The sequence below is a fragment of the Mycolicibacterium sp. MU0050 genome (genome assembly GCF_963378085.1).
In the GTDB taxonomy this organism is placed as follows: Bacteria; Actinomycetota; Actinomycetes; order Mycobacteriales; family Mycobacteriaceae; genus Mycobacterium; species Mycobacterium wendilense.
In genome coordinates this window covers 1,543,330-1,562,358 of sequence record NZ_OY726395.1, presented here as the reverse complement: position 1 = coordinate 1,562,358, position 19,029 = coordinate 1,543,330, and the positions used below count along the sequence as shown (strand labels likewise).

Below are 19,029 nucleotides of genomic sequence, written 5' to 3'. Positions count from 1 at the left end.
CCGACCAGGAAGACTTTTGTGACCACGACCGAGACCAGCCAGACCGAGGTCTATTACGACCCGTACGACCTCGAGCTGAACAAGGATCCGTACCCGATGTTCGCGCGGATCCGCGAGGAAGCCCCGCTGTACTACAACTCCACGCACGACTTCTACGCGCTCAGCCGGTACGACGACGTCAACCGCGGCCTGATCGACTGGGAGACGTTCAGCTCGGCGCGCGGGGCCATCCTGGAGATCATCAAGTCGGGCATGGAAATCCCCTCCGGCACACTGATCTTCGAGGATCCGCCCATCCACAACATCCACCGCAACCTGTTGTCGCGGATGTTCACCCCGCGCAAGGTGCTCGCCTTGGAGCCGCAGATCCGCGAGTTCACGGCGCGCTGCCTGGACCCCGTCGTGGGCACCGGGAAGTTCGACTTCGTCCAGGATCTCGGTGAGCAGATGCCGATGCGGGTCATCGGCATGCTGCTCGGCATCCCGGAGGAGCACCAGCGCCACATCACCGATCACGGCGAGGCCACGCTGCAGAAGGAGAAGGTCGACGCGCTGGCCACCGGCGAGGTGTTCGCGGAGTTCATTGACTACCGGATGAAGAACCCGTCCGACGACATCATGACCGACCTGCTCAACGCGGAGTTCGAGGACGAGACCGGCACGCTGCGCAAGCTGGGTCGCGAGGAGCTGCTGCTCTACCTGACGGTGATCGCCACGGCGGGCGCCGAGACCACCACCCGGCTGATCGGCTGGGCGGGCAAGCTGCTCGGCGAGCACCCGGATCAGCGGGCGCAGCTGGCCGCCGACCCGTCGCTGATCCCCGGAGCGGTCGAGGAAGTCCTGCGGATGGAGCCGCCGGCCCTGCAGGTGGCCCGGTACGTCACCCGCGACGTCGAGTTCTACGACCAGGTTGTCCCGGAGGGCAACGTGATGATCTTCCTGTTGGCGGCGGCCAACCGGGACCACAGCCGGTGGCCCAACGGCGACAGCTTCGACATCCATCGGGAAACCAAGGCGCACATCACTTTCGGCGCCGGCACCCACTTCTGCATGGGTAACGCGCTGGCCCGGCTGGAAGGCAAGATCGCGCTCGAGGAGATCCTCAAGCGTTTCCCCGAGTGGGAGGTGGACTACGCCGGCGCGAAGATGTCCCCCACCACCGCGGTCCGCGGGTGGGAGACCATGCCCACCCGCATCCCCTGATTCCACCCACCCCGACAAAGCTCATCGACAAGGAGAACCATGACAGGACGCGTTGAAGGCAAGGTCGCATTCATCACCGGTGCGGCCCGCGGCCAGGGCCGCGCGCACGCGGTGCGGCTGGCCGAAGAGGGCGCCGACATCATCGCCATCGACATCTGCAAGAAGATCGACACGGTCGACCTGATCGCGGAGTCCACCCCGGAGGACCTCGCCGAGACCGCCGACCTGGTCAAGAATCTGGGCCGCCGCATCGTCACCGCCGAGGTGGACGTGCGGGACTTCGACGCCCTCAAGGCCGCGGTCGACAGCGGCGTCGAGCAGCTCGGCCGGCTCGACATCATCGTCGCCAACGCCGGCATCGGCAACGGCGGTCAGACGCTGGACAAGACCAGCGAGACCGACTGGACGGCGATGATCGATATCAACCTCGGCGGCGTCTGGAAGACCGTCAAGGCCGGTCTGCCGCACATCATCGAGGCCGGCCGCGGCGGATCGGTGATCCTGACCAGCTCCGTCGGCGGCCTGAAGGCCTACCCGCACACCGGGCACTACGTCGCCGCCAAGCACGGTGTCGTCGGCCTGATGCGGACCTTCGCCGTCGAGTTGGGCGCCCAGAACATCCGGGTCAACTCGGTGCACCCGACGAACGTGAACACCCCGCTGTTCATGAACGAGCCCACCATGCGGCTGTTCCGTCCGGACCTGGAGAACCCGGGCCCCGAGGACATGAAGGTCGTCGGCCAGCTCATGCACACGCTGCCGATCGGCTGGGTGGAGCCCGAGGACATCGCCAACGCGGTGCTGTTCCTGGCCTCCGACGAGGCGCGCTACATCACCGGCGTCACGCTGCCGGTCGACGGCGGCAGCTGCCTGAAGTAACGACCTTCACAGCAGTGGGCCGGGGGCGCGGGGCGGGCCCCCGGCCCACTGCTTTCGCGGGGCGGGCCCCCGGCCCACTGCTTTCGCGGGGAGACCTTCGCGCGGAGAATGGAAAGGACCACCGGTGAACGAGGCCCGCTGGGTACCCGGCGACTTCTTCGGACTCCGCATCCCCGCCGACGCCGACTCGCTGCGCGCCGAGGCAGTGTCGTTCCTGGACAGCGCGTTTCATCGGTTCGGCTCGTTGAGTCCGGACAATCACGTCACCGACGTCACGCAGTTCGAGGAGTGCCCCGGCGGCAGCACCGGACGCAAGCTGCTGTTGACGCTGCGCTACGCCCGGCCCGAACCCGGGCTGCCCACCGAGCTGTTCGTCAAGTTCTCCCGCGACTTCGACAATCCGCGCCGGGACCGGGGCCGCACCCAGATGGCCCGCGAGGTGCGGTTCGCGGTGCTGGCGCGCGGCGAGTTCCCGATCCGCATCCCGGTCGCGGTCTTCGCCGACTACCACGGCGCGTCGGGAACGGGAGTGCTGATCACCGAACGCATTCCGTTCGGCACCGCGGCGGTGGAACCGCATTACGACAAGTGTCTCGACTACCGGATGCCCGACCCCCTGAGTCACTACCGGGCGCTGCTATCCGCGGTGGCACGGGTGGCCGGCGCCCACCGGGCCGGCACGCTGGACGCGGGATTTGCCGACGGATTCGACTTCGACCCGGCCCTGGTGACCGTGGGTGAACGCATCCCCTACTTCCCCAGCGAGTTACGCGAACGGGTCGCGGCCTATGCGGAGTTCGCGGCGGCGCACCCGAACCTGCTCCCGCACCGCCTGCGCGAGCGCGAGTTCCTCGACCGCATGGACCGCGAGGTGGCCGGGATCGCGGCCGCCGCGGATCGCGCGCAGGCCGAACTGAACGCGGTCGGCGACCATGTGGCGCTGTGCCATTGGAACGCCAACGTCGACAATGCGTGGTTCTGGCGGACTCCCGACGGCCTGCAAGCCGGCCTGCTGGACTGGGGGTGTGTCAGCAAGATGAACGTCGCGATGGCGCTGTGGGGTGCGCTGTGCAGCGCCGAGACCAGCATGTGGGAGTGCCACCTGGAGGGCCTGCTCTCGCACTTCAGCGCCGAGTTCACCGCGGCCGGCGGCCCGCGGCTGGACACGGGTGAGATCCGGCGCCACCTGATCGCCTACGCGCTGACGATGGGGGTGACCTGGCTGCTCGACGCGCCGGCCTATCTGCGCGCACTGGTACCCGACCTGGGCACCGTGCCCGGTCGGTACGACCCCCGCATCAGCGACAACGAGGCGGCGCGCAGCCAACTGCTGATGCTGACCAACTTCCTGCATCTGTGGCAGAGCTCCGATTCGGCGGAGGTGCCCGGCGCGGCTGGCTAGCATCGGAGGGCGTGGATACCTTCGAAGGCCGCGCCGCGGTGATCACCGGCGGCGCCAGCGGAATCGGACTGGCCACCGCCGGCGAGTTCGCCCGCCGGGGCGCCAGTGTGCTGCTCGCCGACATCGACACCGAAACCTTGGACCGCGCGGTGGGCACGCTGCGCGACGACGGTTTCGACGCGCACGGCGTGCAATGCGATGTCAGCGACCGCGATCAGGTGACGGCGTTGGCCGACGAAGCATTTCGCCTGCTCGGCGCGGTGCACGTGGTGTTCAACAACGCCGGGATCGCCCTGAGCGGGCCGATTTCGACGATGTCGCACCAGGATTGGCGGACCATGATCGACATCGACCTGTGGGGACCCATCCACGGCGTCGAGGCGTTCCTGCCCCGCCTGGTCGAGCAGGGCCAGGGCGGGCATCTGCTGTTCACCGCGTCGTTCGCCGGCCTGGTGCCCAACATCGGCCTGGGCCCGTACTGCGTCGCCAAGTACGGGGTCGTCGCGCTGGCCGAGGTGCTCTCGCGCGAGGTCAAGAGCGACGGCATCGGCGTCTCGGTGCTGTGCCCGATGATGGTCTCCACCAACCTGTTCGCCACCTCGGCGCGGGCGCTGCAGCGCGACGACAATCCGGCCGACGACCTCTCCATGACCGGGGAGGGTGTGCTCGAGGTCGGCGACGTGGCGCGGCTGACCGCCGAGGCCGTGCTGGCCGACCGGCTCTACGTGCTCCCCCACCAGGAGTCGCGGACCTCGATCCGGCGCCGGTTCGACCGGATCGACGCCACCTTCGATGCGCAGGCCGCCGCCGGCTGGCAGTTCTAGTTCGGCTACTTCGAGGCCTTCTTCCGGCCGCCCATCGCCGGTTCGGTGCCGATGACGCCGTCGGCCTCCAGGGCCGCCAGTTGGGCGTCGTCCATTCCGAGCCGGCCGAGGATCTCCCGGTTGTGCTGACCGAGCAGCGGTGCGGGGGCCCGGTGGTAGCGGTCGGGCCCGACGGAGAGCCGGACGGGCAGCGTGCTGTGCGCCGCCGCACCGGCCGCCGGATGCGCGACCCGCTCGAAGAACCCGCGGTGCTCCAGCTGAGCCAGTTCGGTCTGCCGGTGCGGCTGCATCACCTTGGCCACCGGAACCCCGGCCGGCCACAGTGTTTCGACGATCTCGTCGCCGCTGCGGGTGCGACACCACGCCGCGAGCTCGGTGTCGATGAGGTCGTGTCCGGCGCGGCGGCCCACGGCCGTGGCGAACTCGGGCCGCACCGCCCACGCCGGGCCGCCGAGCGCGGTGACCAGCGCCTGCCACTGCTCGTCGTCGGCGATCGCGATCGCCACCCAGGTGTCGTCGCGGCCGAACTCGTCGATGCCGTGGGCCTGATAGATGTTCTGCGGAGCGGCCACCGGCCCGCGGTTTCCGTCGCGCTGCAGCAGCGCGCCGTAGGCGCTGTACTCGATCACCTGCTCGGCGGCCACGTTCAGCGCGGCATCGGCCATCGCGGCCTCCACCAGCACACCCTGACCGGTGCGCCGGCGATGCTCGAGCGCCAACAGCAGGGCCGAGAGCGCATGGACCCCCGCGTTGGGATCGCCCACCGAATACGGCTCGTATGGCGTGCGATCCGGATACCCGGTCAGCCAGCTCAAACCGGTTGCGTCCTCGATGATGTAGGCGAACGCCGGGTTGTCCCGCCACGGCCCGTCCAGCCCGAAGCCGGGCATGCGGACCATCACGATGTCCTCGCGCAGGGCGCGCACGCTGTCGTAGTCGAGGCCCAGCTGGTCGATGACTCGCGGGGTGAAGTTCTCCACCACCACGTCACTGTCGGCGATCAACCGGCGCAACAGGTCGCGGCCCGCCTCGGTCTGGAAGTCCAGCGTCACGCATTTCTTGTTGGTGTTGAGGCCGGAGAAGATCGGTGAGCGTTCCCACCACAGCGGTTCGCTGATCGGGATCCCCGCGATCAGCCGGGTGCCGTCGGGCCGGGGCGTGGACTCCAGGTGGATGACCTCGGCGCCCAGCATGGCCAGGATGTGGGTGCACGACGGGCCGGCCCAGAAGGTGGTCATGTCCAGCACCCGAAGCCCCTGGAACGGCAACGGGTTCGGCTGCTGATCGCGGACCGCGGCCGCAAGTTCGGCGGCGGCGTAGTGCTCGGTGTGCTCGCCGAGACGCGGGGCCGGGGCGGGGCCACACAGCTCGACGCCGGAGAGCCGGTACGGATGGGTGGGCTGCAGGAAGCCGTCGCGCGGGTTGCGGGTGAAGTTGCCCCGCTCGACGAAATGGTCCATCGCGGTGACGTTCTCGCCGTTGCCCACCGGCGAGTTGGGGATGCGGAACGCCGACGCGAGATCGCGGATGTCGTCGACCTTTTCGTGCCGCAGCCATTCGAAGAGTTCCTCGGCGTGCAGGTTGGCCTGCTCGGTGATGGTCAGTTCCGAGGTCTCGTCGATCCACTCTTCGTGGCCGGACATCGCGCACAGGTCCCACCACTGCTGCGCGGTGCCGCAGCCGAGCGCCACCAACCCGTCGGCGGCCTCGGCCACGCCGGGCACGGTGGGGCGACGTTCGGTGCGCCAGGGCCGGCCCAACATCTCGAAGTAGGTGACCGGGTAGTAGGTCAGGCCCAGGATCTGGGCCTCCAACATCGACAGGTCGATCAGTTGCCCACCGCCACCGGCGCGGACCGCCAGGGTCAGCGCCGCCGCGTAGGCGCCGGCCACCCAGTCCCCCACCTGGCCGCCGACGTGGGCGGGCGCGCGGTGCTGTTCACCCCGCCCGATCCCGAGCGCACCGCCCGACCACGCCTGCAGGGTGAATTCGGTGGCGGCGCGGTCGCTCCACGGGCCATGCAGCCCGAACGGGGTGATCGCGGTGACGGTCAGGCCCGGGTGCCGCTCCCGGATCCGGTCGGGGTGCAACCCGGCGATCTCGGTGAGCCGCGAGCCCGGCGACCACACCACCGCATCGGCGGCCGTCAGCAGCCGCTCGAGCAGGTCGAGGTCGGCCGGATCCGCGACCACACTGTGCTTGCCTCCGGCCAGGAAGCTGAACAGCGCACCGCCGGCGGCCGCGTCGACCTCGGCGCCGGAGGCCGACCAGGCGCGCAGCCGATCCCCTTCGGGCGGTTCGACTTTGATGACGTCGGCGCCCCCGTCGGCGAGTAGCTTGGTGCAGTACCCGCCGGCGATGCCGGAGGACAGGTCGACCACCGTGTAGCCGGTCAGTGGTGCGGTCATGGTTATTCGGGCTTCGCCCGGTTCTTCTTGCTGAGCCGGAATTCCGGCGGGAACTTGCTGTCGTTGTCGTTCACCGCGGCCGACAACCCGCTGTCGATGGACTCGAACATGTCCAGGTCGTCGTCGCTGTCGTTGGCGACCCCGTTGCCCATCGATTCGAAGAAGGCGGACAGCAGGCTGCCCATGTACTCGCCCTGCTGCTGCTTGAAGATCTCGAAGAACATCTTCTGCTGGAACACGGTGTCCACCGGGCGGTTCCGGGCACACGCCAGCGCGTACTTGGCCACCTCGTCCTCGAGTTGCTCGCGCGGCACCACCTTGTTGAGGAAGTTGCAGTCATACATCTCGGCGGCCGTGAATGGCCGACCGGTGAACACCATCTCCTGGAACTTGCGCAGACCCATCATCTGCACCCACGTCCACATCCGCGGCCCCCAACCGTGGTACCGGAACGACGGGTGGCCGAACAGCGCGTCGTCGCTGGAGATCACCAGGTCCGCGTCGGCGCACTGGTAGAAGTGCCACCCGTAGCAGTAGCCCTTGGCCTCGACGATGCTGATCTTCTTGAAGTCCTGCAGGGCGCGGTTACCCGCCTGCGAATTCGCGTACCAGGCCGAGATGGTGGCCCCGTTGCGGAAGGTGCCCTTGGGCGGGTACGTCACGCCGCCCTCGCCTGCGATGTCTGGGTCCTCAAGGCGCAGTTCGGCCAGCCGTACCGCCGGGTTGTCGTTGCCCTCCATGAATTCCGGCAGATCGGCCCCGCTACCCAGGTTGGACCCGACCCCGCGGATGATCACGACCTTCACGTCGTTGTCCGCGTTGGCGGCCCGCAGCACGTCGGCGTAGCGCAGCCGGGCCATCGACGTCGGCGCGTTGAGGAACTCCGGCCGATCGAAGGTGATGGTCGCGATCTTGGTCTTGGGGTCCTTCTCGTAACGGATGATCTCCTCGGGGCTGGGCCTGGTCTCGGACGGCGCCATTGCACGATCTCCTTTGCATCAGAAACTTCAGCGGCCGGCCGGGTTCGGCGCGGCGTCGCGGGAACACCGCCGCCGTGCGCTACCGGCTCACCCGCTCAGCGCGCGACGACCCGGCGCGCCCGGGGGTCACAGCAGGCCGAGGAACTTCTGGACGTTGGTGCTGACAATCTTGGTGGCGTTCTCCGGGCCGACCGCCGACACGACGGTGGCCAGCGACTTCTCCGAGTAGCCGAAGGTGCTCTCGTTGTGCGGGTAGTCCGAGGACCACATCACGTTGTCGACGCCGATTTTGTCGATCAACTCGAGGCCCAGCGGGTCGACCATGAAGGACGCGCTCATGTGGTGGTCCCAGTAGTGCTGGATGTCGTGCTGCAGCTCGTGGTTGAACATGTGCCGGTAGGACGCCAACATGTGCTCGCCGTCCTGCAGAGCCGTTGGCACCCAGGCGATTCCACCCTCGAACCAGCCGACCCGCAGTTTCGGGTGCCGGTCGAGGATGCCGGAGAACAGGTACTTGGCGAACTGCTCGCGGAACGAATCGACGTTGACCATCATGCCCACAACCACGCTGTTGTGTTCGCACGGCGTCTTCGGCGGCGTCTCCCCGATGTGGTGCGACACCGGCAGACCGGCGTCCTCGATCTCGTCCCAGACCGCGTCCATCGCGGTGCTGCCGTAGTCGTAGATGTTGCCGTCGTCGTCCTTGCCGGGGTTCAGCGGCAGCAGGAACGTCTTGAGTCCCAGCGCCTTCAGTTCCGCCAGCGTGCTGCGGGTGCCCTTCGGGTCCCACCAGTTGATCAGGCCGACACCGTAGAAGTGCCCGTTGGAACGCTCCTGCAGTTCGGCGATGTGTTCGTTGTAGATCCGGAAGACCCGTTCCCGCAGCGCCTTGTCCGGGTAGTGGAACAGGGCCAGCACCGCATTGGGGAACGCGAGCTCCTTGTCGATGCCGTCCTCTTTGAGTTCGCGGATGCGCGCCTCGATGTTGTTGGAGGCAGCCCCGGCGAGATCGTCGTACTGCATGAGCACGCGGCCGAAGTCGCCGCCGGTCCACGCCTTGCCCTTCATACCCACCATGTAGGCGCCGTCCTCGTACCAGATGCGCGGCGCGGCGCCCTTGAGCTCCTCGGGGAAGCGCTCGTAGAAGATGTCGTCGGCGACCGAGATGTGATTGTCGGCCGAGAACACCTCGGTGCCCGCCGGCAGCCCGAGGTCGCCGGTGGCGTGGCCGCGACGATCCTTGGGGGCGCCGAAGCCGCCGGGCGGATACAAGGTGGCGGCGCTGGACTGACTGGACATCATCGACCTTCCGTGAACGTTCCGGGCTTCAGCTTCCTCTGCGGGGCTGCCGCGCGAGCGAGGTTTCTTCCAAGAACTGACATGAGCGCCGCCGCCGCACGGACGGTACCGCGCGAGGGCCGCACCCAGTCATCGGTAATGACATTATCAGTTTGCCTGTCTTCGCAACAGCAAGATGACCGCTCCAACCAGGCCTGTTGGGCTTTTTGGTGCGGAAATAGCGTTCTCTTTTGCTGAGAATCCATTCTCAAGACGGCCGCCCGGCACGCCGACCTGCGCCGCCGGAGAAATCCGTTCGATAGTCGCACAAACTCGCTCGCGCGCCGCGGTGGAGACTCTTGGTTCCCCTTTTGGAGAATGCTAGTCTCCGCAGCGAGAGTGAGGGGTTACATGCCGCAACCGATCGACATCGACGCCGACGCCCTGGGCCGTTGGCTCGACGACCACGCCGCACCCGGGCAGGGCGAGCGGCCCGTCCTCGAACTGCTGACCGGCGGTTCCCAGAACACGCTGTACCGCGTCCGGCGCTGCGAGAACCGCATGGTGTTGCGGATGCCGGGCGCGCGCGCCGACGCCGCTCGGTTGGACGGCCTGCTGCGCGAGATCCGACTGGTCCGCGCGCTGTCGGGGACCGACGTGCCGCACGCGCGGTTCATCGCGGCCGACGACGCCGGCACCGTGCTGGGCAAGCCGTTCTACGTGATGGCCGAGATCGACGGCTGGAGCCCGATGAACGGGGGCTGGCAGGCGCCGTTCGACACCGACCTCGACGCCCGCGCCGGGCTGGCGTTCCAGCTCGTCGAGGGCGCGGCCAAGCTCGGCCGCGTCGACTGGCGCGCCGCGGGCCTCGACGGCTTCGGCCGGCCGGACGGTTTCCACGAGCGCCAGGTCGACCGCTGGCTGAAGTTCCTCGCCGCCTATCAGGTGCGGGAGTTGCCCGGGCTCGACGTCGCCGCCGAGTGGCTGCGCCGGAATCAGCCCGCCCACTACACGCCCGGAATCATGCACGGCGACTACCAGTTCGCCAACGTGATGTACGCCCACGGGGGCCCCGCCCGGCTCGCCGCGATCGTCGACTGGGAGATGACGACGGTGGGCGATCCGCTGCTGGACCTGGGTTGGGCGCTGCTGGGCTACGACGGCGAAAACCCCAGCAGCGACGGCTTTTACCTGGACATGACCGGCATGCCCCGGCGCAGCGAACTGCTGGCGCACTACGAGTCGATCAGCGGCCGTCCCACCGACGACATCGGTTACTACCTGGTCCTGGCCAACTGGAAGCTGGGCATCATGCTGGAGAAGACCTACGCGGCCTCGCTGGCCCCGAACAGCAAGGTCGACCCCGCCGTCGCCACCGCCATGGGGGCGATGGTCCCGCAGCTGATGACCACCGCGGCCGAGCTCACCCGCACCGCAGGAGCCTGACATGACCTCTCCACAACAACTTTTCGACCTCACCGACCGGGTGGTCTTGATCACCGGCGGCAGCCGCGGGTTGGGCCGCGAGATGGCCTTCGCCGCGGCGCGCTGCGGTGCCGACGTGGTGATCGCCAGCCGGAAGCTGGACGCCTGCCAGGCCACCGCCGCCGAGATCGAGGCCGAAACCGGCCGCGCCGCGTTGCCCTACGCCGTGCACGTCGGCCGTTGGGATCAGCTGGACGGCTTGGTCGATGCCGCCTACGAGCGGTTCGGCAAGGTCGACGTGCTGGTGAACAACGCCGGCATGTCACCGGTGTACGAGAAGCAGACCGATGTCACCGAGCAGCTGTTCGACGCCGTGGTCAATCTCAACCTGAAGGGGCCGTTTCGGCTCTCGGCCCTGGTCGGCGAGAAGATGGTGGCCGCCGGCGGCGGCGTGATCATCAACGTCAGCACCCACGGCTCGCTGCGGCCGCACCCGAGCTTCATCCCTTACGCCGCCTCCAAGGCGGGCCTGAACGCCATGACCGAGGGGCTGGCCCAGGCGTACGGCCCCACCGTCCGGGTGAACACCCTGATGCCCGGGCCCTTCCTCACCGACATCAGCAAGGCCTGGGACTTCGACGGCGTCGACAACCCGTTCGGCCACTTCGCGCTGCAGCGCGCCGGCAACCCGGCCGAAATCGTCGGCGCCGCGCTGTTTTTGATGTCGGACGCCTCGAGTTTCACCACCGGTTCCATCGTGCGGGCCGACGGCGGCATCCCGTGATCACCGGCGGGTCCCAACCCGCATCTGCCCGAGCAACTTAGGAGACCACCATGGCATGGGATTTCTCGACGGAACCCGAGTTCGAGGAGAAGCTCGCCTGGATCCGCGACTTCGTGCGCGAGGAGGTGGAACCGCTGGAGGTGCTCTTCCCGGGCTGCGAGTTCCTCCCCCTCGACGAGGACCGGCGCCGCATCGTCGACCCGCTCAAGCAGCAGGTCCGGGACCGCGGGCTGTGGGCGCCGCACCTGGGTCCCGAGCTGGGCGGTCAGGGGTTCGGCGCGGTCAAGCTGACGTTGATCAACGAGATCCTCGGGCGCAGCGGCTGGGCCCCCATCGTGTTCGGCACGCAGGCCCCCGACACCGGTAATGCCGAGATCCTGGCCCGGTTCGGCACGCCCGAGCAGAAGGAGCGCTACCTGGCCGGGCTGCTCTCGGGGGAGATCTTCTCCTGCTTCTCGATGACCGAGCCCCAGGGCGGCTCGGATCCGCGGGTCTTCACCACCCGCGCCGTGCGCGACGGCGAGGACTGGGTGCTCAACGGCCGCAAGTACTTCTCCTCGAATGCCTCGGTGGCGTCGTTCTTCATCGTCGTCGCCGTCACCGACCCGGACGTGCCCGTGCACCGGGGCGCCTCGACGTTCCTGATCCCGGCCGGCACCCCGGGGGTCAACATCGAGGCCACCCACCACCTGGTGGGGTCCCTGCCGCACGAGGCCGGGCATTCGTTGATCCACTACGACAACGTGCGGCTGCCCGCCTCGGCGATGCTCGGCGAGCCGGGGCACGGATTCCAGATCCTGCAGGCGCGGCTGGCCGGCGGGCGCATCCATCACGCCATGCGGTCCATCGGGGTGGCCCAGCGTGCGCTGGACATGATGGCGCACCGGGCGAAAAGCCGTTTCACCCAGGGTAGTTCGCTGGCCGACAAGCAGCTGGTGCAGGCGTTCATCGCGGACTCCTACGCCGAGTTGCTGCAGTTCCGGCTCACCGTCCTGCACACCGCCTGGCTGATCGACACCGCCGGCGAGCACGCCGCGCGCGCCGAGATCGGGGTGTGCAAGATCCTGGCCTCGCAGGTGTTGAAGTCCATCGGGCTGCGCGCCATCCAGGTGCACGGCGCCATGGGCCTCACCCAACAACTGCCGCTGACCAATGTCCTGCTCGGCGGCGTCGCGCTCGGGCTGGCCGACGGCCCCACCGAGGCGCACAAGGTGAACCTGGCCCGGATGCTGCTCAAGGACTACGAGGCCGAGGACGCCGAGTGGCCCAGCGAATTCCTCGATGTCCGGATCGCCGCCGCCAAGGTCAAGTACGGCGACCGGGTCAGCGAGATCCCGTTGGTGCCGCCGGCCCCGACGCCATGAGCACCCGGGTCGCCCAGGCCGTCGACCGGGCCCTGGACACCCGGCACCGCGAGGCCACCGACGACGTGGAACGCATTCTCGCGGCAGCGATCACGGTGATGCAGCGGGTGGCCCCCGAGGCGCCCCGGGTCAGCGACATCGTCACCGAGGCCGGATCGTCGAAGAAGGCGTTCTACCGCTATTTCGCCGGCAAGGACGACTTGCTGCTGGCGGTGATGGAACGCGGCATCGGGGTCGTCGTGTCTTACCTGAGCCATCAGATGGACAAGGCCGACCGCCCCGCCGACAAGGTCGCCCGGTGGATCACCGGCGCGCTGGCGCAGGTGTCCGACCCGCACCTGACCAGCATGAGCCGGGCGGTGGTCGAGCAGATGACCAGCCCGGCGGCCACCGATTCCGTCACCGGCATCATGGCGCCCATGCGGGACATGTTGATCGCCCCCATCGCCGCGCTCGGCAGCGACGACCCCGGACGCGACGCCGAGGCGATCTTCCAACTCACCATCGCCACCATGCGCCGCTACGTCGGCTCCGGCACCCACCCCGAACCCGACGACGTGACCCATCTCGTGCGGTTCTGCCTGCGCGGCCTCGATGCGGTCGGAGAGGACAACCCGTGAAAGCCCAGCTGTGCCGCGAGTACGGACCGCCCGAAAGCCTGGTCTACGAGGAGGTTCCCGACCCGACCCCGGGCCCCGGCGAGGTGGTGGTTCGCGTGCGCGCGGCCGCGGTGAACTTCCCCGACGTGCTGTTCCTGTCCGGCAGTTACCAGGTTCGGATCCCCCCGCCGTTCTCCCCCGGCAGCGAGTTCGCCGGCGAGATCCTGGCCGTCGGCCCCGAGGTCGCCTGGCGGCCCGGCGAGCGGGTCTCAGGCTCGATGATGGTCGGCGCCTTCGCCGAACAGGTTCTGGCCCCGGCCAATTCGCTGACCCGCATGCCGGACGGGGTGGACTTCGCCGACGCCGCCGCGTTCGGTGTCACCTACCGCACGGCCTACTACACGCTGCGCACGGTATCGCCGGTGCGCCCCGGCGACCACGTGGTGGTCCTCGGCGCGGCCGGCGGTGTCGGGCTGGCCGCCGTCGACCTGGCCACCGCGATGGGCGCCCGGGTCATCGCCGCCGCCTCCGGGCCGGAGAAGCTGGCAGTCTGCGCACAACGCGGCGCCGTCGCGACCATCGACTACGAGCGGGAGAATCTGCGCGACCGCATCCGGGAGCTCACCGGCGGCGCGGGGGCGGCCGCCGTCCTCGATCCCGTCGGCGGGGCCTACGCCGAGCCGGCGCTGCGCTCGCTGGGCCGCGGCGGCACGTTCGTGACCTTGGGTTACGCCTCCGGCACCATCCCGTCGATTCCGCTGAACCTGGTGCTGCTGAAGGGAATCACCGTGCGGGGCATGGAGATCCGGACCTTCGCCGCCGACTACCCCGACGACATCGGCCCGGCCGACGCCGAGCTGACTCAGATGTTCGCCGACGGGAAGGTCCGGCCGTACATCGGTGCCCGGTTCCCGTTGGCGCAGGCCGCCGCGGCGCTGCGCTTCGTCGCCGACCGCAAGGCGATCGGCAAGGTCATCCTCGACGTGGCTTGACCACCGGCCGCGAGCGCTCAGCGGCCCCCTTTCCGCGAGCGCTCACTCTTGTACGCAAATCGGGCGGAAACCGTACAAGGATGAGCGCTCGGCCGTGGCCGCCCCCGCGAGGGCTCACTCTTGTACGAAATTTTGGCGAAAACCGTACAGGGATGAGCGCTCGCGGCAGGTGGTGAGCCCCTACCAGGTGGTGAGCCCTACCAGGTGACCGGCAGGCTGTAGACGCCGTAGGCCAGTCGGTCGTGCTTGAAGGGCACCTCGTCGAATGGGATCGCCAGCTGCATGGTCGGGATGCGGCGCAGCAGGGTGTGGAACACGATCTGCAGCTCGGCGCGGGCCAGCTGCATGCCGACGCACTGATGCCGGCCGTAACCGAAACCGAGCTCGTTGCGGGCGTTGTCCCGGGTCAGGTCCAACTGATCGGGGGCCGCAAACGCCGCGGCGTCCCAGTTGGCCGGGGCGAGGTCCAAGATGATGCCGTCGTTGGCCTTGATGGTGACGCCGGCGATCTCGATGTCCTCGAGGGCCACCCGGCGCTGGCCGTTCTGGATGATGCTCAGGTAGCGCATCAACTCCTCGACCGCGTTGGCGATCACCTTCGGATCGTCGGTGTCACGTAGCAGCGCGGCCTGTTCCGGGTTCTCCAGCAGCGCCAGCACCCCGATGCCGATCATGTTGGCGGTGGTCTCGTGCCCGGCGATCAGCAGCCCGGTGCCCAGCTGCGCGGCCTCCTTGACGCTGATCTCCCCCGCGGTGACCCGCTCGGCCAGATCCGAGATGGCGTCCTCGGCGGGGTTTTCCATCTTCTTCTTGACCAGGTCGATCAGGTAGCCGTGCAGGCTCATCGCGCCCTTCTGGCCGTCCTCGGCGGTGGCGTTGCGGGCCAGACCGACGTTGGCGTGATGCTGGAAGAACTCGTGGTCCTCGTACGGCACCCCCAGCATCTCGCTGATCACCTGGGTGGGCACGGGCAGCGCCAGGCCGGACACGATGTCGGCGGGCTTCTCGCCGGCCAGCATCGCGTCGATGCACTCGTCAGTCACCCGCTGGATGTAGGGCCGCAGGCCCTCGACGCGCTTGAACGTGAAGGGCCGCGACAGCATCCGGCGAAAGCGGGTGTGCTCCTCGGCGTCGGAGGTGAACACCGAGCGCGGGCGCTTGTACACCGTCGAGAGCATGTGCTCGTTCCAGTGCGGGAAGCCCTCGTTGCGGTCGTCGACGCTGACCCGGGAGTCGGCGAACAACTCACGCGCCACCTCGTAGCCGGTGACCAGCCAGGGCGTGGTGCCGTTCCAGATGCGGACCCGCGAGAGCGGGGCCGCGGCGGCGAGTTCCATCACGCCGGGCGGCGGGGCGAACGGGCAGGCGGCCGACCGCTCCATCGGGTACTCGGGGACGTCGGTCACGGTGTCGGTCAAGGTTTCGGTCACGGGGCTTCCTCTGGCGTGGGCTGGTTGGGGTGGGTCTGGGTGGCCGCGCGGTCAGTCTTCGACGCGGATGGCCATGGCCGGGCAGGCCGACACGGCCTCCCGGACCGCGTCGGCGAGTTCGTCCGGCGGGTTCTCGTCGAGCAGGATGACGCTGCCGTCGTCCTCGCTCTGATCGAACACTTCCGGCGCGTTGGCGACGCAGTTGCCTGCCGACACGCACTTGGGTTGATCGACAATGACTTTCACGGTTGTGCTCCCTTTGCACGGTGGGCTGTTACCGGGGCCAGCAGCAGGCCGGTGATGGCGTCCACCAGGCCGTCGGCGGTGGCGTCCCAATCCGGTCGCACGGTCGGGTCCCCCTGGGCCCGGGCCCGTTCCTGCTCGGCGAACATGTGCACGATCAGATGCCGCGCCATCGCGTTGCGCTCGACACGCACCTCGGCCGGCATGTCCGGCAGGCACCGGTTGAGGCCCTCGATGATCTTGAGCACCGACGGCGACGCCAGCGACTCCTCGGAAACGATGTCGCGATGCGTCGGGTCCGGCATCAGCTGCGCCGAGAACCGCGCGTACGTCGACGTGCCGGTGGCCCCGGACAGCTCGGCCAGGTGCGCGGCCAGCGGGCGGACCAGGCACTGCACCCAGTCGCGCAGTTCGGCCGGCCGCCCCGTGGTCCGCGCGGTGCGCTCGACCTCGTCGACCATCTGCTCACACAACCGTTCCACCGGTTCGTTGTGCCGACGGACGATCGCGCGGATCAGGTCCGCCTTGGTGCCGAAGTGGTAGCCGACCGCGGCGTTGTTGCCCTGCCCGGCCTGGTCGCTGACCTGGCGATTCGACACCGCGAACACGCCGCGTTCGGCGAAGAGCCGCTCGGCCGCCGACAGGATCGCCTCCCGGGTCTCGTTGGCCCGGTCCGCACGCGGCGACTTGGTGGCGGTCACACGCCCAAGTCAACAGGCCCGACCATCGTTAAGTCAAGTGATTGATTTAAGTCCGCGGGTCTCTCGCGGCCCGCCGACCGGGGCTGGTAGTCATGGCGGTGATGAAGTCCGCATTCACCCACCACGGCGACGTCCGCATCCACTACCTCGACTCGGGCGGCGACGACCGCGGCGCGCCCATCGTGTTCGTCCCGGGGATGACCGACGTGGCCGAGGACTACCGCGCCGTCCTTCCGTCCTTCGGGCGCCGCACCGCGGTGGTGGAGGTCCGCGGCCACGGTCGCAGCGACGCCCCGGCGCGGGGCTACGACCTGGAGACGCTGAGCGGCGACGTCGGCGCGGTCATCGACACCGTGAGCAGCGGGCCCGTGCACCTGGTGACGTTCTCGCGCGGCACCGCGGCCGCGGTCTGGTGGGCGCTGCAGCACAGCGATCGTGTGCGGTCGCTCGCCATCGGCGATTACGTGCCCGAGGAGATCGTCCTGGGCGACGCTCACGTCACCGGCCTGCTGGATGGGCGGTGGCGCGGCACGCCGGTGCGAGACCGCCTCGACGAGCGCGCCATTCGCGACACCTTCCGCGCGGCGCAGGCGCGGTCGTTCTGGGAACCGCTGGCGCAGCTGGACATTCCGCTGCTCGCGGTGCGCAGCGGCACCGGCCGCATCGTCGACGACGCCGCCTGGGCGCGGTATCGACAGGTGTTCCCGACCGCCGAGCTGGTCGTGTTCGACGACTCGCCGCACGACATCTTCCGCCCCGACCGACACCGGTATCCGCGCCTGGTCGCAGACCACGTCGAGCGCGCGGGAGTGACCGGCTACTTCGGTTTGCGCTGAATCACCTTGCCCGCCACCGTGCCGCCGTCGATGGGCAGTACCGTGCCGGTGACGTACGGCGAGCGGTCCCCGGCGAAGTACAGCGCCGCCTCGGCGACGTCCTCGACGGTGCCCTCGCGCTTCAGGGGGCGGTCGGCGCGCATCTGCGCGCGAATGGCCTCCTCGAATTGTTCGAGTCGCTCGAGATCCTCACCGGCTGCCGACTTCTTGACGATGGCCGTGCGGATGTTGCCCGGTGCGATGGCGTTGACCCGAATCTCGTAGTGCGCGAGTTCGATCGCCACGGACTTCGTGAACTGGATGACCGCGGCCTTCGAAGCCCGGTAGGTTTGCACGCCGCCGCCGGCCTGGATGCCGCCGATGGAGGTGAGGTTCAGGATGGACCCGCCGCCGTGTTCGGCCATGTAGCGCGCGGCGTCGCGGGTACCGGCCATCACGCCGCGCAGGTTGATCGCCATCACCTGCTCGAAGTCGGCCAGGTCGTCGTCGAGGAAGCGCCGGTGCATGGTGCCGGAAACCCCGGCGTTGTTGACCATGATGTCCAACCCGCCGAAGGAGTCCACGGCGGTCGACACCAAGCGGGCGATCTGGTCGAGGTCGGCGACATCGGTTTCGATGAACCGGTAGTCACCGTCGAGTGGGGGGCCGTCGGCGAGGTCTCCGACCACCACCTTGGCGCCTTCGGCGAGGAAGCGTTCGGCGATGCCGCGGCCCAGGCCCGCCGCTCCCCCGGTGATGACGGCGACCTTGCCGCTCAGTTCGCCGGACTGGCTCTCGGTCATGATGCGTGCGCTCCGCTCTGGTGGTCGTTGTGGCTCTGCTCGGTGAGAAAAGCCAGCAGCAGGTCGTTGACGGCCGCGGGCTGCTCGATCTGCGGGCAGTGACCGGCGTTGTTTATCACCGCCGACCGTGCGCCGGCGATCTGCCCGGCGATCTCGGCCGCCCAACCCGGCGGGAGTAGCTTGTCACCACCGCCCTCGACGATCAGCGCCGGCACCGTGATCCGCTCGTAGGCGCGGCGACTGGAGGCCGCCGCCGGTGGCTCGGAACCGGGCCGGCGGAATCGCGCCGCGGCGATGGTCTCCCAGGCTCCCGGCAGCGTCGCCGATTCGTGGCGGCGCGCCACGTACGCCTCGTCGTCGGGGTACGACGAAGCGTAGAACAGCGCAGTCACAATGCTTTTCATCGCCGGGAGCGTGGCGTCGTAGTCGTAGAGCGCGCGCATGTGCTCGTTGTTCTGGATCTCGCCGCCGCCGCAGATCGCCACCAAACTGCGCATCGGCAGGATCGGCGCGGTGGAGGTGGCGTCGACCAGGAGGTTGATCGCGCCCATCGAGTTGCCGACGAAGTGCGCCACCTCGACGCCGACCGCCGCGCAGAACGCCGCGAGGTGGCGGATCCGCATCCCGCGCCCGTCGACGAAGTCGAGCACCTTGGCCGTCTGGCCGTACCCCAGCATGTCGGGGGCCAGCACCCGGAATCGTTGCCCGAGCGCGGAAATGGTGCGCTCCCAGCCCAACTCGGCGCTCGCGCCGAACTCGCCGCCGTGCAGCAGCACCACCGTCTCGGCGTGCTCGGCGCCGGCCTCCAGGTAGCTGGTCGTCAGACCGTCGACGACGACGGTCTTGCGGTCATAACCCGTGTCCATTTGCCAGCTCCTGTTCAGTCCGGGTCCGTGCAA

At 68.9% G+C, this 19,029-nt stretch carries 18 protein-coding genes; 10 read left to right on the top strand and 8 right to left on the bottom strand.

Annotation, left to right across the window (positions count from 1 at the left end):
- The first annotated feature begins 18 nt into the window (after positions 1–18).
- The 4 genes from R2K23_RS07555 to R2K23_RS07540 all read left to right on the top strand — a co-directional run bounded on the left by R2K23_RS07555 (position 19) and on the right by R2K23_RS07540 (position 4,308).
- Entirely contained in the window at positions 19–1,203 is a 1,185-nt protein-coding gene (locus R2K23_RS07555; protein ID WP_316515707.1) for a cytochrome P450, read from the top strand.
- Positions 1,204–1,242: 39 nt separating this feature from the next.
- On the top strand, positions 1,243–2,082 hold the full coding sequence (locus R2K23_RS07550; protein WP_316515705.1) for a mycofactocin-coupled SDR family oxidoreductase: 840 nt from the start codon (positions 1,243–1,245) through the stop codon (positions 2,080–2,082).
- A 124-nt stretch (positions 2,083–2,206) separates the two neighbouring features.
- Positions 2,207–3,484 carry a hypothetical protein gene (locus R2K23_RS07545; RefSeq protein ID WP_316515703.1) on the top strand — a complete coding sequence of 426 codons (1,278 nt, stop codon included), beginning with the start codon at positions 2,207–2,209 and terminating at the stop codon, positions 3,482–3,484.
- A gap of 11 nt (positions 3,485–3,495) precedes the next feature.
- Entirely contained in the window at positions 3,496–4,308 is an 813-nt protein-coding gene (locus tag R2K23_RS07540; protein ID WP_316515701.1) for an SDR family NAD(P)-dependent oxidoreductase, read from the top strand.
- Positions 4,309–4,313: 5 nt separating this feature from the next.
- Here the strand turns inward: R2K23_RS07540 and R2K23_RS07535 are convergent, their stop codons facing one another.
- The 3 genes from R2K23_RS07535 to R2K23_RS07525 all read right to left on the bottom strand — a co-directional run bounded on the left by R2K23_RS07535 (position 4,314) and on the right by R2K23_RS07525 (position 8,995).
- Positions 4,314–6,716, bottom strand: coding sequence for a CaiB/BaiF CoA transferase family protein (locus tag R2K23_RS07535; protein WP_316515698.1), 2,403 nt, complete (start codon positions 6,714–6,716; stop codon positions 4,314–4,316).
- Between the two features lie 2 nt (positions 6,717–6,718).
- Positions 6,719–7,696, bottom strand: coding sequence for an enoyl-CoA hydratase/isomerase family protein (locus tag R2K23_RS07530; protein WP_316515695.1), 978 nt, complete (start codon positions 7,694–7,696; stop codon positions 6,719–6,721).
- 126 nt (positions 7,697–7,822) lie between these two features.
- Positions 7,823–8,995 carry an amidohydrolase family protein gene (locus R2K23_RS07525; protein WP_316517122.1) on the bottom strand — a complete coding sequence of 391 codons (1,173 nt, stop codon included), beginning with the start codon at positions 8,993–8,995 and terminating at the stop codon, positions 7,823–7,825.
- Between the two features lie 390 nt (positions 8,996–9,385).
- Between R2K23_RS07525 and R2K23_RS07520 the strand changes: the two genes are divergently transcribed.
- From R2K23_RS07520 to R2K23_RS07500, 5 genes are read left to right on the top strand one after another with little or no spacing between them, the layout of a single operon-like run.
- Positions 9,386–10,420, top strand: coding sequence for a phosphotransferase family protein (locus R2K23_RS07520; RefSeq protein ID WP_316515693.1), 1,035 nt, complete (start codon positions 9,386–9,388; stop codon positions 10,418–10,420).
- A 1-nt stretch (position 10,421) separates the two neighbouring features.
- Positions 10,422–11,183 carry an SDR family NAD(P)-dependent oxidoreductase gene (locus R2K23_RS07515; protein ID WP_316515690.1) on the top strand — a complete coding sequence of 254 codons (762 nt, stop codon included), beginning with the start codon at positions 10,422–10,424 and terminating at the stop codon, positions 11,181–11,183.
- 50 nt (positions 11,184–11,233) lie between these two features.
- Positions 11,234–12,547, top strand: a complete 1,314-nt coding sequence (locus R2K23_RS07510; protein ID WP_316515686.1) for an acyl-CoA dehydrogenase family protein — start codon at positions 11,234–11,236, stop codon at positions 12,545–12,547.
- Positions 12,544–13,167 (top strand): TetR/AcrR family transcriptional regulator, encoded by a 624-nt coding sequence (locus tag R2K23_RS07505; RefSeq protein WP_316515685.1) that lies wholly within the window; start codon positions 12,544–12,546, stop codon positions 13,165–13,167. Before R2K23_RS07510 ends, R2K23_RS07505 begins: the two co-directional genes overlap by 4 nt.
- Positions 13,164–14,138, top strand: coding sequence for an NADPH:quinone oxidoreductase family protein (locus R2K23_RS07500; protein WP_316515683.1), 975 nt, complete (start codon positions 13,164–13,166; stop codon positions 14,136–14,138). Before R2K23_RS07505 ends, R2K23_RS07500 begins: the two co-directional genes overlap by 4 nt.
- 197 nt (positions 14,139–14,335) lie before the next feature.
- Here R2K23_RS07500 and R2K23_RS07495 read toward each other — a convergent pair whose 3' ends face one another.
- From R2K23_RS07495 to R2K23_RS07485, 3 genes are all read right to left on the bottom strand, one after another.
- Positions 14,336–15,520: a cytochrome P450 gene (locus tag R2K23_RS07495; protein WP_316517120.1), complete on the bottom strand. Its 1,185-nt coding sequence runs from the start codon at positions 15,518–15,520 to the stop codon at positions 14,336–14,338.
- A gap of 99 nt (positions 15,521–15,619) precedes the next feature.
- The gene (locus R2K23_RS07490; RefSeq protein ID WP_316515681.1) at positions 15,620–15,814 is read right to left on the bottom strand and encodes a ferredoxin; all 195 of its coding nucleotides are present in this window, start codon (positions 15,812–15,814) and stop codon (positions 15,620–15,622) included.
- Entirely contained in the window at positions 15,811–16,512 is a 702-nt protein-coding gene (locus R2K23_RS07485; protein ID WP_316515679.1) for a TetR/AcrR family transcriptional regulator, read from the bottom strand. The genes R2K23_RS07490 and R2K23_RS07485 overlap by 4 nt, the downstream gene beginning before the upstream one ends.
- A gap of 101 nt (positions 16,513–16,613) precedes the next feature.
- Here R2K23_RS07485 and R2K23_RS07480 point away from each other — a divergent pair, with 101 nt between their 5' ends.
- Positions 16,614–17,348 (top strand): alpha/beta fold hydrolase, encoded by a 735-nt coding sequence (locus R2K23_RS07480; RefSeq protein WP_316515678.1) that lies wholly within the window; start codon positions 16,614–16,616, stop codon positions 17,346–17,348.
- Here R2K23_RS07480 and R2K23_RS07475 read toward each other — a convergent pair.
- A complete protein-coding gene (locus R2K23_RS07475; protein WP_316515676.1) occupies positions 17,330–18,130 on the bottom strand; it encodes an SDR family NAD(P)-dependent oxidoreductase in 801 nt (266 codons plus the stop codon). The two genes, R2K23_RS07480 and R2K23_RS07475, sit on opposite strands and share 19 nt — an antisense overlap.
- The gene (locus R2K23_RS07470) at positions 18,127–18,996 is read right to left on the bottom strand and encodes an alpha/beta fold hydrolase (RefSeq protein WP_316515674.1); all 870 of its coding nucleotides are present in this window, start codon (positions 18,994–18,996) and stop codon (positions 18,127–18,129) included. Before R2K23_RS07470 ends, R2K23_RS07475 begins: the two co-directional genes overlap by 4 nt.
- Between the last annotated feature and the right edge of the window lie 33 nt (positions 18,997–19,029).